The following is a 13,183-nucleotide window of genomic DNA, read 5'->3' as shown; positions in this document are numbered from 1 at the left end:
CTCACCGCCGTGCATGGGGTCATGACCCCGTGTACTGCTGCTCCAGATCCTTCAGTTTCTGTTCCAGCGAGTCGAGCCGGGGGAGTGTCTGGGTGTCGTCCTCAGCGGTGAGGTCGACCGTCCGCGCGTCACTTCCCGGGTTCGAAGGGCCAAGGCTCTTCGAGCTCGAACCGTCCGCCGACTGCTTCGGGCCGACGGCTTGCAGGGATGGCCGGGGTCGCAGAGGCAGCTGACCCGGCTCCGCTATGGCGGGCTCCGCGACGGGCGGCGCCGTGCCTCCCGAAGCCGGGGCGAGGGCCTGGACGTCCACCTGGTGGCCGAGGCGGCCGCGTCCCCAGGCCCGGTTCTGCCGGTTCAGGGCCTTGATGCGGGCCCGGTCCAGCTTCGCCTGTTCCCTGCGGCGGATCCGGTCCTGCTCCTGCTCCTTGCGGTCCTCCCGCACCTCGTCCACCGCCTCGTCCAGCGTGCGTACGCCTTCGAGGAGCATCAGCGACCAGGCGCCGAAGGTCTCCCGGGGCGCCCGCAGCCAGCGGACGATGCGGATCTGCGGCAACGGACGGGGCACCAGGCCCTGTTCGCGCAGCGCGGCCCGGCGGGTCTGTTTCAGGGCGCGGTCGAAGAGCACCGCGGCCGAGAGGGACATCCCCGCGAAGAAGTGCGGAGCACCCGCGTGGTCCATGCCCCGTGGGGCGTGCACCCAGTTGAACCAGGCGGCGGCCCCGGCGAACGTCCACACCAGCAGCCGGGAGCCGAGCGCCGCGTCTCCGTGGCTCGCCTCCCGTACGGCCAGCACGGAACAGAACATCGCGGCGCCGTCCAGTCCGAACGGGACCAGGTACTCCCAGCCCCCGCTCAGGTTCAGGTTCTGCCGGCCGAAGCCGACGAGCCCGTGGAAGGAGAGCGCGGCGGCGACGGCCGCGCAGCAGAACAGCAGGACGTAACTGGCGGTGGCGTACAGCGCTTCCTTGCGCCGGCGCCGCTCCTCGCTGCGTTCCCAGGAGTCGTCGGCCGCGGCCTTGCCGGCGGCACGCTTGCCGCGTGCGACCACCGTCACCGCCGCCATGACTCCCACGAGCAGCACGGCGCCCGGAAGCAGCCAGTCAAGCGATATGTCGGTCAGTCTCATGCGCGGTCCCTTGCGTCACGTAGGGCGTTTCGTGCGCCATCGTGACGGAATTCCCGTCCCGCGCCGGGGGTTTCGGGACAAGAGCACGCCATGGGGGTGGGAGAGGCTATCGATGGGTGGAATCTTCTCGAACTGCCGCGCCAGTCAACCGAGTTGCGTTCGATTCCACGTCATCCGGACGGGGGGTGTGGATGGTGCCGGGATCAGGAAGCGGTGGCGAGCTTCCGCACCCGGTCCGCGTCACAGGTCCGCGGGCAGGTCACACAGGTGTCCTCGGGGCGCAGGGTGTAGAAGAGGCAGCAGCTCGCCCGGTCCCGGGTCGGGAGCGACTGCCCCTCGGGTCCGGTCAGCTCGCGGAAGCCCGCGCTGCCGACGTACGGCTTCGTGGTGCCGGGGAGCAGCAGCTCCAGCTCGGCCATCGCGCGGCGCTCCTCGCCGAGCAGGTGCGCGATGTACCAGAGGCCCTCGACGATCTCGTCGGTCGCCATCCCCCACAGCGCCCGCTTCCCTCGCCGCATGCGCGGCCCGAACCCCGTCAGCACCGGCTCCAGGTGCTCGGTGAGGGCCGCCAGCACCTCGGCCCGCAGCGCCGCCTCGTCCGGGACCACCCGGGCGCCGGGCAGGGAAGCGGCCGGGTCGTCCGGCAGGCAGGCGAACTCGCGGACCCGCACGGTGAGGTGTCCCAGCGCCCGCTGGAAGGCGACGTCCTCGACGGGGACGCGCGGCACCCGGCGGTGCAGGAACCAGGGCACGGTCACCAGCAGGCAGGCGGGCCAGGCGTACCGGTGGAGGCCGAAGCTGGCCACCACGTCGGGGCGGGCCTGCTGTCCGTAGTCGCGCAACACCTGAGCGTTGTCCCAGGCGAGGAAGGTGTCCACGGCCGGTCCGCCGGCGGCCAGCTCGGCCGCGCCGACCCAGCCGGCGCCGGAGGGGGCGGACGCGCCCTCGTCGAGCACCTCGGCGCGCAGCCCGGGGAAGACCTCGGTCAGGCGTGCGTACGCGGCCGTCATGGGGGACGTCGCGGCGCCGGCGAGCAGCGGGGTGAGCGTCATTCAGGGACCGCCGAATCGGGATCGTTTGAGGTAAGGCTTACCTTACCCGACGCGATCGATGTTTGAACTGCAGCCTCCTGCCTCTATCGTGCACGGGGGACCGGGCGCACGCGAGCCGGCCCGCGCGGAAGGTCGCGGAAGGCCGAGGAGGTCCGGGTGGAGCAGGGCAGCGCGCGAGAGGGCGTACGGCCGCCGTACGGCCCCGGCGCGTGCGCGGGCACCCCGGTGACCGGGCGCGTTCCCGAACAGATGCGCGTGGGCCGTTCGCAGGACGCGGACCGGGCCGGCGGCGTGGACCGGGCCCGGGGCGAGCACACCCACAGCGAGCCGCCCGCCCCGCGTGTGATCCGTCACTCCGTCCGGGGCCAGATCCTGGCGGCCCTGCGCGCCGCTCTCGTCGACGGCGAGCTGACCCCCGGCCAGGTCTACTCCGCCCCCGCGCTCGGCGCCCGCTTCGGGGTCTCCGCCACCCCGGTGCGCGAGGCGATGCAGCAGCTGGCCACCGAGGGCGCCGTCGAGGTGGTGCCGAACCGCGGCTTCCGGGTCAGCGAGCGCGGGCCCCGCGAGCTGGCGGAGCTGGCCGAGGTACGGGCCCTGATCGAGGTACCGGTGATGCTCCGGCTGGCCCGCACCGTCCCGGCCGAGCGGTGGAGCGCGCTGCGCCCGCTGGCCGACGCGACGGTGACGGCGGCGGCGGTGGGCGACCGGGCGAGCTACGCCGAGTGCGACCGGGCCTTCCACCGCGCGGTCCTCGCCCTGGCGGGCAACGAGCAGCTGGTCGCGATCGCCGACGAGCTGCACCGCCGCTCGCAGTGGCCGCTGGTCGCCGGTCCCGCCACCCGCCGGGCCGACCTGCTGGCGGACGCCGCCGAGCACACCGCGCTGCTCGACGCCCTGATCGCCCAGGACCTGACCGTCGTCCAGGCCCTCGTACGGGAGCACTTCACCGGCGCGGACGGCTGAACCGGCCGCGCGGGGAGAAGTCCTACGGCTGACCGGCCGCGCGCCGAGAAGCTGTCAGCCGGCCGCCGCCGGCCGCGGCCCCGGAACCACGATGTGCGGTGCGAGCCATGTCGGCACCCCGCCGAGCAGCCGGAACAGCCGCCCCGCCTCCGCGCGCAGCCGGGCCGCCTCCGGCTCGGGCTCCGCCTCGGCCAGGGAGATCAGCGCCGGGGCCGTACCGACCAGGTAGCCCAGCTCCTCGCGGATCCGCAGCGACTCCGCGAAACCGTGCCGGGCCTCGGCCAGCTCGCCCTCCTGGAGCGCCAGGGAGGCGAGGTGGCGCCAGGTGAAGGAGAGCAGCAGCTCGTCGCCGCGCGCGGCCGCCCCGGCGTGCGCCCGGCGGTAGGCCGCGCGGGCCGACTGCGGGGAGTCCGCGATGTACTGGGCGATCAGCCCGCGCCGGAAGTCCAGCAGCGGCCGTCCGGGTGCGGCGGGCGCCAGCAGCGCCGCCGCCCGGCTCAGCGCGACGCTCGCCTCGTCCGCCCGGTCCCGTACGCCCAGCAGGGTCGAGGCGTAGGCGAGATGGCCCCGCTCACAGGCAGCCCCGCCGCGCTCGTCGTCGGTGCGGGCCAGCGCCTCCGTGCCGCGCAGCGCGTCCTCGGCGTCGGTCCAGCCCTCGCCGGTGTAGAGACAGCGCTCGGTCAGCAGGGCGGTGCGCTGGATCGCCGCCGCCGCGTCGCTCAGCGCGTGCGGCTCCAGCAGGGCGGCGGCATCCGTCCAGCAGGCGCGGGACCGCAGCCGCCATACCGCTGTCTGGAGCGGCGGATCGTCATCTGCTGTCGTTCCGGAACCAGACATGGCGGTATCCGCCACATTGCCCTCCCCGAGCGCGCCATTGTGCTGTTGAGTACCGCCGAATCTCAGCACGGAATGGCACGCCGGGCCAAGGGGTCCGACTGATGTCAGGTGAAGGAATTCACAAACGGGGGGAGCTCACCGGCGCCCGGTGGGGCGCACGGGTCAGCTCATGCGCAGGGCGAGGAAGAAGTCGAGCTTGTCCTCCAGGCGCGAAAGGTCACGGCCCGTCAACTGCTCGATCCGCCCGACGCGGTAGCGCAGGGTGTTGACGTGGAGGTGCAGCCGGGCCGCGCAGCGGGTCCAGGAGCCGTCGCAGTCCAGGAAGGCCTCCAGCGTCTCGATCAGCTCCGCGCGGTGGCGCCGGTCGTAGTCGCGCAGCGGGTCCAGCAGCCGGGCGGTGAAGGCGCGGCGGACGTCGTCGGGGACGAACGGCAGCAGCAGCACGTGCGAGGCCAGCTCGTGGTGGCCGGCCGCGCAGACCCGGCCGGGCCGGGCCGCCGCCACCCGGCGGGCGTGCCGGGCCTCCTCCAGCGCGCCGCGCAGCCCTTCGGCCGAGTGCACGGCCGCGCTGACACCCAGTGTCAGCCGTCCGTCGTCGGCGAGGCCCGCCGAGAGCGGTTCGCGTACGGCGGCGAGCAGCGCGTCGGCGTGCAGCGCGGGGTCCTGCGCCGCCGGGGCTTCCGCGGTGTCCGGCGCGGCGGCGTTGTCGGTGGGGCCGTCTACCGTCTCGGGGAGGGGGGCGGGCACGGCCGGCAGCGGTACGAGGGCGATGGCCTCCTCGCCCGTGTGGGCGACGGCGATGCGGTCGGCGGAGTCGGGGCCGCTGACCGCCGGGTCGACGAGGATCTCCTCCAGCAGGGCCTGGGCGACCGGTCCGCCCGCGATGTCGCCCGGGACGCCCGCTCCTCCCGCCGTGCCCGCGGCGGTCCAGTCGACCCGGGCCACCACGACCTGCCACTGCGGGGCGACCCCGAGCCCCGGCAGCAGGACTGGCGCGGCGACCCGGAGCCTGGCGGCGATCTCGGCCGGGGCGGCGCCCGCCTGGACCAGCTCCAGGACCTCCTGGGCGAGCCGTCGGCGTACCGTACGGGCCGCGTCACGGCGGTCGCGCTCGACCGCGATCAGCTGGGTGACGCCCTGGAGCAGGTCGAGCCGGGCGGCGGGCCAGTCCGAGGCGTCCGCCTCGACGGCGAGCAGCCAGTCGGAGAGCACCGACTCCCGGACGTCCCGGGCGGCCGGGACCGCGCCCCGGCCGGCGTTGCGGATCGGGAAGAGCGAATACGTCGAACCGGCGACGGCCGCCCGGTGGGGGCCCCGGCGCCCGGTGCGGGTCGCCGCCAGGTGGTGCCCGGCCAGGGCCGCGCCCAGCGGGGCGGGCAGCGGGGCGCCCGCCCCGGCGATCTGGCGGCCGGTCGGAGAGAGGACCCAGGCGCGCAGGTCCAGGTCGGAGGTGAGGAGATCCAGGACCACCTCGGGGCCGCCGCCCGCCGGGCCCGAGGTCATCAGCCGGCGGTGCCGGTCCACCACGGCCGCCAGGTCGCCCGCCCGCTCGCCGGAGACCTGGCGCACGACATGCTCAGTGATCGTTGCGAACGCCACCGTCTCGTTCACGGCGAAGAGCGGCAGGCGGTGCTGGACACACGCCTCCACCAGGTCGGCGGGGATGTCACCGAGCTCCGCCTCGCCCGCCGCGAGCCCGGCCACCCCGGCGCCCGCCAGGATCCGGACGAACGGCTCGGAGTCGCTCGCGTCCCGGCGCCAGGCGAGCCCCGTCAGCACCAGCTCGCCGCCGGAGAGGTAGCGGCTTGGGTCCCGCAGGTCGGTGGTCATGACGCCCCGGACCGTGCGGTCCAGCTCGTCCTCGCCGCCGAGCAGCCGCAGGCCCAGCGCATCGGTCTCCAGCAGTGCGCGCAGCCGCATCTCGTCGCCGCCGATCTTTTCCGTAGGGGTGGGAGCAGGTGGGTGAAGCCGGGAAGGGGTGGGGGACCACAGGGGTGAACGGGTACCTGTGAATTGCGGCGAGGTTACTGATCCCCGCCATTCGTTCGAATCTACAAGACGGGGACGGAGACCAGCCAACTCCTTCAGTGTTTCGGTGACTGCACCCGCCGGGTCCTGGCTTGTGTACTGGGCCACACACCACATGAACACCACATGAACGAGCCACACGAGGCAGACGAGGGCCGGCCGTCCCCAGCCCCGGTGTACGACCCGATTGAGAAGAAGAGAGCCACTCATGGACTTCCTTCGCCCCGCCAGCTGGGAGGAGGCGCTCGCCGCCAAGGCCGAGCACCCCACGGCTGTGCCCATCGCGGGCGGCACGGATGTGATGGTCGAGATCAACTTCGACCACCGGCGGCCCGAGTACCTCCTGGACCTGAACCGCATCGATGAGCTGACCGAGTGGGAGGTCGGCCAGGAGAGCGTACGGCTCGGCGCCTCCGTGCCGTACAGCGCCATCATGGATCACCTGCGCACCGAGCTGCCGGGCCTGGCGCTGGCCTCGCACACCGTCGCATCGCCGCAGATCCGCAACCGCGGCGGTGTCGGAGGCAACCTGGGCACCGCGTCACCCGCCGGTGACGCCCACCCGGCGCTGCTCGCCGCGGGGGCCGAGGTGGAGGCCGAATCCGTACGCGGAACGCGGCTGATTCCCATCGACGCTTTCTACACAGGGGTCAAGCGCAACACCCTGGAGCCGGACGAGCTGATCCGCGCCGTGCACATCAAGAAGGCCGACGGGCCCCAGCAGTACTCCAAGGTCGGCACCCGCAACGCGATGGTCATCGCCGTCTGCGCCTTCGGCCTCGCCCTGCACCCCGAGACCCGCACCGTGCGCACCGGCATCGGCTCCGCCGCCCCTACGCCCGTCCGGGCCAAGGAGGCCGAGGCCTTCCTGAACGCCGCGCTCGACGAGGGCGGGTTCTGGGAGAGCGGCAAGATCATCACCCCCGCCATCGCCAAGCAGTTCGCCGCCCTCGCCTCGGGCGCCTGCAACCCGATCGACGACGTACGGGGCACGGCGAAGTACCGCAGGCACGCGGTCGGCATCATGGCCCGCCGCACGCTCGGCTGGACCTGGGAGCAGTACCGCGGCGCGGGCCGCACGCTGGAAGGAGCTGCGTAACCATGCGAGTCAATTTCACGGTCAACGGCCGTCCGCAGGAAGCCGACGACGTGTGGGAGGGCGAGTCCCTTCTTTACGTGCTGCGTGAGCGTATGGGGCTGCCCGGTTCCAAGAACGCCTGCGAGCAGGGCGAGTGCGGGTCCTGCACGGTCCGCCTGGACGGCGTCCCGGTCTGTTCGTGTCTGGTCGCCGCCGGCCAGGTCGAGGGCCGCGAGGTCGTCACCGTCGAGGGCCTGGCCGACTACGCCAAGCACCGCGAGGACGCCCACCCCGGCGGCGGCTGCGCCTCCGGCGCCTGCGGCACCACCCTGGACGCCGCCAAGCGCTGGCAGTCCAAGCCCACCGACGGGCAGGCCGGCGAGGCCGCCGAGCTCTCCCCGATCCAGCAGGCGTTCATCGACGCCGGAGCCGTCCAGTGCGGCTTCTGCACCCCCGGCCTGCTGGTCGCCGCCGACGAACTGCTGGAGAACACCCCCTCCCCGTCCGACCAGGACATCCGCGAGGCGCTCTCCGGCAACCTGTGCCGCTGCACGGGTTACGAGAAGATCCTCGACGCGGTGCGCCTCGCGGCGGCCCGCCAGGAAGAGGCGGTCCAGTCATGACGACGCACCCCGAAGCCACCACGCGCCCCGAGGTCACGGTGCCCAGGGCCCGGACCGTACCGGCCGGAACGCCCACCAAGATCACCCAGGGTTCGCCCACCAAGGGCGGCATCGGCGAGTCCACGCTCCGCCCCGACGGCACCCTCAAGGTCACCGGCGAGTTCGCGTACTCCTCCGACATGTGGCACGAGGACATGCTGTGGGGCCAGACGCTGCGCTCCACCGTCGCGCACGCCGAGATCGTCTCCATCGACACCTCCGAGGCGCTGGCCACCTCCGGCGTCTACGCGGTGATGACCTACGACGACCTCCCGGCCGAGATGAAGAACTACGGTCTGGAGATCCAGGACACCCCGGTGCTCGCGAACGGCAAGGTCCGCCACCACGGTGAGCCGGTCGCCATCGTCGCCGCCGACCACCCGGAGACCGCGCGCCGCGCCGCCGCCAAGATCAAGATCGAGTACCGCGAGCTGCCCCTCATCACCGACGAGGCCTCGGCGACCGCCCCGGACGCCGTACTCGTGCACGAGGGCCGCGACGACCACCACATCGGCCACGTCCCGCACCCCAACATCGTGCACCGCCAGCCGATCATCCGCGGCGACGCCGACGAGGCCGCCAAGCGGGCCGACGTCATCGTCACCGGCGAGTACGTCTTCGGCATGCAGGACCAGGCCTTCCTCGGCCCCGAGTCCGGCCTCGCCGTGCCCTCCGAGGACGGCGGCGTCGAGCTGTACGTCGCCACCCAGTGGCTGCACTCGGACCTCGGCCAGATCGCCCCCGTCCTCGGCCTGCCCGAGGACAAGGTCCGTATGACGCTCTCCGGCGTCGGCGGGGCCTTCGGCGGCCGCGAGGACATCTCGATGCAGATCCACGCCTGCCTGCTCGCGCTCCGCACCGGCAAGCCGGTCAAGATCGTCTACAACCGGTTCGAGTCCTTCTTCGGCCACGTCCACCGGCACCCGGCGAAGCTCCACTACGAGCACGGCGCCACCAAGGACGGCAAGCTCACGCACATGAAGTGCCGCATCGTCCTGGACGGCGGCGCCTACGCCTCCGCCTCCCCGGCGGTCGTCGGCAACGCCTCCTCGCTCTCGGTCGGTCCGTACAAGATCGAGGACGTCGACATCGAGGCGGTCGCGCTCTACACCAACAACCCGCCCTGCGGCGCGATGCGCGGCTTCGGCGCGGTCCAAGCGTGCTTCGCCTACGAGGCGCAGATGGACAAGCTCGCCGCGAAGCTGGACATGGACCCGGTGGAGTTCCGGCAGCTCAACGCCATGGAACAGGGCACCCTGCTGCCCACCGGACAGCCCTGCGACTCGCCGGCCCCGGTCGCCGAGCTGCTGCGCCGGGTCAAGTCCCGGCCGCTGCCGCCCGAGCAGCAGTGGCTGGCGGCGGGCAGCGAGGGCACCTCCATCGACGTGCGGGCCCTGCCCGGCGGGCTCTCCAACACCACCCACGGCGAAGGCGTCGTCCGGGGCATCGGCTACGCCGTCGGCCTGAAGAACGTCGGCTTCTCCGAGGGCTTCGACGACTACTCCACCGCCCGCGTGCGGATGGAGGTCATCAACGGTGAGGCGGTCGCCACCGTGCACACCGCGATGGCCGAGGTCGGCCAGGGCGGCGTCACGGTCCACGCCCAGATCGCCCGTACCGAACTCGGTGTCAACCAGGTCACCATCCACCCCGCCGACACCCGCGTCGGCTCCGCCGGATCCACCTCCGCCTCCCGCCAGACGTACGTCACCGGCGGCGCGGTCAAGAACTCCTGCGAAGCCGTACGGGAGAAGGTCCTGGAGCTCGGCCGCACCAAGTTCGGCACCTACCACCCGGCCTGGGCCACCGCCGAACTCCTCCTGGAGGGCGGCAAGGTCGTCACCGACGGCGGTGAGGTGCTGGCCGACGTGGCCGACGTCCTGGAGGACGAGGCGATCGACATCGAGCTGGAGTGGCGCCACCGGCCCACCGAGGCGTTCGACCTGCGCACCGGACAGGGCAACGGTCACGTCCAGTACTCCTTCGCCGCGCACCGCGCGGTCGTCGAGGTCGACACCGAGCTCGGCCTGGTCAAGGTCATCGAACTGGCCTGCGCCCAGGACGTCGGCAAGGCGCTCAACCCGCTCTCCGTGCTCGGCCAGATCCAGGGCGGCACGCTCCAGGGCATGGGTGTCGCGGTGATGGAGGAGATCATCGTCGACCCGCAGACCGCGAAGGTGCGCAACCCCTCCTTCACGGACTACCTCCTCCCCACCATCCTCGACACGCCGACCATCCCCGTCGACGTGCTCGAACTCGCCGACGAGCACGCCCCGTACGGGCTGCGCGGCATCGGCGAGGCCCCCACCCTGTCGTCCACCCCGGCCGTCCTCGCGGCGATCCGGAACGCGACGGGACTTGAGCTCAACAGGACCCCGGTACGCCCCGAGCACCTCACCGGTACTTGAGAGACCGGGGCCGGGTGATCCCCGGCCCCGCCGCCTCCGAGCGGTCCCCCCCCGAACTCTCCGGGCGGTGTGCTGAGCCGAGAACGTCACACTTTTCCGCATCCCGCACCGCCCGGAGACTCCAAGCACCGCACCGCTCGCGGTTCTTCGCCGTACGCCGGCCCACGCCGGACACGGCAGCGCCTCACGGATCATCCGTGCCGCCGGCACATCCGTATCTGCTTCAACAGTTCGTCCCGGCCGTCCCCGGGTCGTGCAGCCGACGCAGTCATCCCAAATCCCGCATTCAGGAATCTCCAAGCGGGTGCCCCTGTGAACCTTGGGAGTCAGGCATCATGACCCAGCAGTCAGTGGAACCGAAGACCAGTCCGGAATCCGCGGGCCCCGGCTCGCGCGTCCCCGCCGGAAGATCATGGCTCGACCGGTACTTCCACATATCCGAACGAGGCTCCACGGTCGCGCGCGAGGTGCGCGGCGGCGTCACGACCTTCATGGCCATGGCGTACATCCTCCTGCTCAACCCGCTGATCCTCGGCGGGGAGGACGTCAACGGCAACCTCCTCAGCCAGCCGGGCCTGATCACCGCGACCGCCTTCGCGGCGGCGGCGACAACCCTGCTCATGGGCTTCGTCGGCAAGGTGCCCCTGGCGCTCGCCGCCGGACTCAGCGTCTCCGGTGTGCTCGCCTCGCAGGTCGCGCCGAACATGACCTGGCCGCAGGCCATGGGCATGTGCGTGATCTACGGTGTGGTGATCTGCCTCCTGGTGGTCACCGGTCTCCGCGAGATGATCATGAACGCGATCCCGCTCGCGCTCAAGCACGGCATCACCATGGGCATCGGGCTCTTCATCGCCCTCATCGGCCTCTACAAGGCCGGCTTCGTCCACCAGGGCACGGCGACCCCCGTCTCCCTCGGCCCGGCTGGTGAACTCGCCGGCTGGCCCGTCCTGATCTTCTGCGTGACCCTGCTCCTGATCTTCATGCTCCAGGCGCGCAACATCCCCGGCGCGATCCTGATCGGCATCATCGTCGGCACGCTGGTGGCGATCGTCATCAACGCGATCGTCGACATCCCCGCGAAGTCCTGGAGCAGCGGCCCGCCGGCCCTGGAGGGCAGCGCGGTCGCCACCCCCGACTTCTCGCTCTTCGGCAACGTCGAGTTCGGCGGCTGGGGCGATGTCGGTGTGATGACCGTCGGCATGATCGTCTTCACCCTTGTGCTGGCCGGCTTCTTCGACGCGATGGCCACCATCATCGGCGTCGGCACCGAGGCCAAGCTCGCCGACGACAAGGGCCGCATGCCGGGCCTGTCCAAGGCGCTGTTCATCGACGGCGCCGGCGGCGTCATCGGCGGTGTCGCCTCGGGCTCCGGCCAGACGGTCTTCGTCGAATCGGCCACCGGAGTCGGCGAGGGGGCCCGGACCGGGCTGGCCTCCGCCGTCACCGGCCTCTTCTTCGCCGCCTGCCTCTTCTTCACCCCGCTCACCGCGATCGTCCCGACCGAGGTGGCCTCGGCCGCCCTCGTCGTCATCGGCGCGATGATGATGCAGAACGCCCGGCACGTGGACTGGAGCGACCGCTCCGTCGCCATCCCGGTCTTCCTGACCGTGGTCCTGATGCCCTTCACGTACACCATCACCACCGGTGTCGCCGCGGGTGTCATCGCGTACTCCGCCATCAAGCTCGCCCAGGGCCGGGCCCGCGAGGTCGGGGCCTTCATGTGGGGGCTGACGGTGATCTTCATCGTCTTCTTCGCCCTCAACCCGATCGAGAGCTGGCTCGGCGTCCACTGACGCCGGCCGACCAACCCCTCCCTCACCTAAGGAGAGTCGCCATGCTGGACATCGCCGAAGAGCTTCACCGGTGGGTCTCGCAGGGACGCGCGTTCGCCGTCGCCACCGTGGTGGCGGTCGGCGGCAGCGCGCCCCGGCAGCCGGGTGCCGCCCTCGCCGTCGACGCCGACGGAACGGCCATCGGCTCGGTCTCCGGCGGCTGTGTGGAGGGCGCCGTCTACGAACTGTGCCAACAGGCCCTCGAGGACGGGAAGTCCGTCCGCGAGCGCTTCGGCTACAGCGACGAGGACGCCTTCGCGGTCGGCCTGACCTGCGGCGGCATCATCGACATCCTGGTCACACCGGTACGGGCGGACGATCCCGCCCGCCCGGTGTTCGCCGCGGCGCTCGCGGCCGCCGCCGAGGGGGCGGCGGCCGCCCTGGCCCGCGTCACGGAGGGCCCCGAGGAGCTGCTCGGATCCCCGCTCCTGGTCCGGCCCGACGGGAGTTACGAGGGCGGGCTCGGCGGCCACCCGGCGCTGGACCGGACCGCCGCGGCCGAGACCCGGGCCCTGCTGGACGCGGGCCGCACCGGCCCGCTCGCCATCGGCGCCGAGGGCTCCCGCTGCGGCCGGCCGATCCAGCTCCTGGTTGAGTCCAGCGTGCCCCCGCCCCGCATGATCGTCTTCGGCGCCATCGACTTCGCCGCCGCCCTCGTGCGCGCCGGGAAGTTCCTCGGCTACCGGGTCACCGTCTGCGACGCCCGACCGGTCTTCGCCACCGCCGCCCGCTTCCCCGACGCCGACGAGATCGTCGTCGACTGGCCCCACCGCTACCTCGCGGAGACCGCCACCGACGCCCGTACGGTGCTCTGCGTCCTCACCCACGACGCCAAGTTCGACGTACCCCTGCTGGAGGCCGCCCTGCGGCTCCCGGTCGCCTACGTCGGCGCGATGGGCTCGCGGCGCACGCACCTGGAGCGCAACGACAGGCTGCGCGAGGTCGGCCTCACCGACCGTGAACTGGCCCGGCTGCACTCGCCGATCGGCCTCGACCTCGGAGCCCGTACGCCGGAGGAGACGGCCCTGTCCATCGCCGCCGAGATCGTCGCGGTCCGGCGCGGCGGCAGCGGCGTACCGCTCACCGGGGCCCATACCCCCATCCACCACGACAGCAGCGGACAACCCCTGGCGTCGGTGGCCTGAAACCCCTGGTCCACGCCGGGCGGGTAACCGCCACGGCGGCTTCCTGCCAGCC

Annotated in this window: 10 protein-coding genes; 6 read left to right on the top strand and 4 right to left on the bottom strand. The window is 72.5% G+C overall.

Annotation, left to right across the window (positions count from 1 at the left end; all coding sequences use genetic code 11):
* Window positions 1-19: 19 nt before the first annotated feature.
* Window positions 20-1,126, bottom strand: coding sequence for a DUF2637 domain-containing protein (locus R2B67_RS05400; protein ID WP_317816685.1), 1,107 nt, complete (start codon window positions 1,124-1,126; stop codon window positions 20-22).
* Window positions 1,127-1,329: 203 nt separating this feature from the next.
* Window positions 1,330-2,178: a (2Fe-2S)-binding protein gene (locus R2B67_RS05395; RefSeq protein WP_317816684.1), complete on the bottom strand. Its 849-nt coding sequence runs from the start codon at window positions 2,176-2,178 to the stop codon at window positions 1,330-1,332.
* A 156-nt stretch (window positions 2,179-2,334) separates the two neighbouring features.
* Here R2B67_RS05395 and R2B67_RS05390 point away from each other — a divergent pair, with 156 nt between their 5' ends.
* Entirely contained in the window at window positions 2,335-3,141 is an 807-nt protein-coding gene (locus R2B67_RS05390) for a GntR family transcriptional regulator (protein WP_317816683.1), read from the top strand.
* Window positions 3,142-3,195: 54 nt separating this feature from the next.
* Here R2B67_RS05390 and R2B67_RS05385 read toward each other — a convergent pair whose 3' ends face one another.
* Both R2B67_RS05385 and R2B67_RS05380 read right to left on the bottom strand, forming a co-directional pair.
* Window positions 3,196-3,978: a hypothetical protein gene (locus R2B67_RS05385; RefSeq protein ID WP_317816682.1), complete on the bottom strand. Its 783-nt coding sequence runs from the start codon at window positions 3,976-3,978 to the stop codon at window positions 3,196-3,198.
* 162 nt (window positions 3,979-4,140) lie between these two features.
* Window positions 4,141-5,898: a PucR family transcriptional regulator ligand-binding domain-containing protein gene (locus tag R2B67_RS05380; RefSeq protein WP_317816681.1), complete on the bottom strand. Its 1,758-nt coding sequence runs from the start codon at window positions 5,896-5,898 to the stop codon at window positions 4,141-4,143.
* Window positions 5,899-6,214: 316 nt separating this feature from the next.
* Between R2B67_RS05380 and R2B67_RS05375 the strand changes: the two genes are divergently transcribed.
* The 5 genes from R2B67_RS05375 (at window position 6,215) to R2B67_RS05355 (ending at window position 13,131) form a co-directional block, all read left to right on the top strand.
* Window positions 6,215-7,105 (top strand): FAD binding domain-containing protein, encoded by an 891-nt coding sequence (locus R2B67_RS05375; RefSeq protein WP_317816680.1) that lies wholly within the window; start codon window positions 6,215-6,217, stop codon window positions 7,103-7,105.
* A gap of 2 nt (window positions 7,106-7,107) precedes the next feature.
* The gene (locus R2B67_RS05370; RefSeq protein ID WP_030562428.1) at window positions 7,108-7,707 is read left to right on the top strand and encodes a (2Fe-2S)-binding protein; all 600 of its coding nucleotides are present in this window, start codon (window positions 7,108-7,110) and stop codon (window positions 7,705-7,707) included.
* The gene (locus R2B67_RS05365) at window positions 7,704-10,154 is read left to right on the top strand and encodes a xanthine dehydrogenase family protein molybdopterin-binding subunit (RefSeq protein WP_317816679.1); all 2,451 of its coding nucleotides are present in this window, start codon (window positions 7,704-7,706) and stop codon (window positions 10,152-10,154) included. The genes R2B67_RS05370 and R2B67_RS05365 overlap by 4 nt, the downstream gene beginning before the upstream one ends.
* Window positions 10,155-10,489: 335 nt before the next feature.
* A complete protein-coding gene (locus tag R2B67_RS05360; RefSeq protein ID WP_026241954.1) occupies window positions 10,490-11,947 on the top strand; it encodes an NCS2 family permease in 1,458 nt (485 codons plus the stop codon).
* A 41-nt stretch (window positions 11,948-11,988) separates the two neighbouring features.
* Entirely contained in the window at window positions 11,989-13,131 is a 1,143-nt protein-coding gene (locus R2B67_RS05355; RefSeq protein WP_317816678.1) for an XdhC family protein, read from the top strand.
* Window positions 13,132-13,183 lie beyond the last annotated feature (52 nt).

It is taken from the genome of Streptomyces cyaneofuscatus (genome assembly GCF_033109485.1).
GTDB classification, from domain to species: domain Bacteria; phylum Actinomycetota; class Actinomycetes; order Streptomycetales; family Streptomycetaceae; genus Streptomyces; species Streptomyces cyaneofuscatus.
Note: the sequence above shows the minus strand (reverse complement) of the source record. Positions and strands in the feature narration are given on the sequence as shown.

Bases quoted from the DNA above. Each gene is read 5' to 3' on its own strand.
- R2B67_RS05385 (WP_317816682.1), bottom strand. From the start codon at position 3,978: ATGTCTGGTTCCGGAACGACAGCAGATGACGATCCGCCGCTCCAGACA.
- R2B67_RS05380 (WP_317816681.1), bottom strand. From the start codon at position 5,898: ATGCGGCTGCGCGCACTGCTGGAGACCGATGCGCTGGGCCTGCGGCTG.
- R2B67_RS05375 (WP_317816680.1), top strand. From the start codon at position 6,215: ATGGACTTCCTTCGCCCCGCCAGCTGGGAGGAGGCGCTCGCCGCCAAG.
- R2B67_RS05355 (WP_317816678.1), top strand. From the start codon at position 11,989: ATGCTGGACATCGCCGAAGAGCTTCACCGGTGGGTCTCGCAGGGACGC.
- R2B67_RS05365 (WP_317816679.1), top strand. From the start codon at position 7,704: ATGACGACGCACCCCGAAGCCACCACGCGCCCCGAGGTCACGGTGCCC.
- R2B67_RS05360 (WP_026241954.1), top strand. From the start codon at position 10,490: ATGACCCAGCAGTCAGTGGAACCGAAGACCAGTCCGGAATCCGCGGGC.
- R2B67_RS05370 (WP_030562428.1), top strand. From the start codon at position 7,108: ATGCGAGTCAATTTCACGGTCAACGGCCGTCCGCAGGAAGCCGACGAC.
- R2B67_RS05400 (WP_317816685.1), bottom strand. From the start codon at position 1,126: ATGAGACTGACCGACATATCGCTTGACTGGCTGCTTCCGGGCGCCGTG.
- R2B67_RS05395 (WP_317816684.1), bottom strand. From the start codon at position 2,178: ATGACGCTCACCCCGCTGCTCGCCGGCGCCGCGACGTCCCCCATGACG.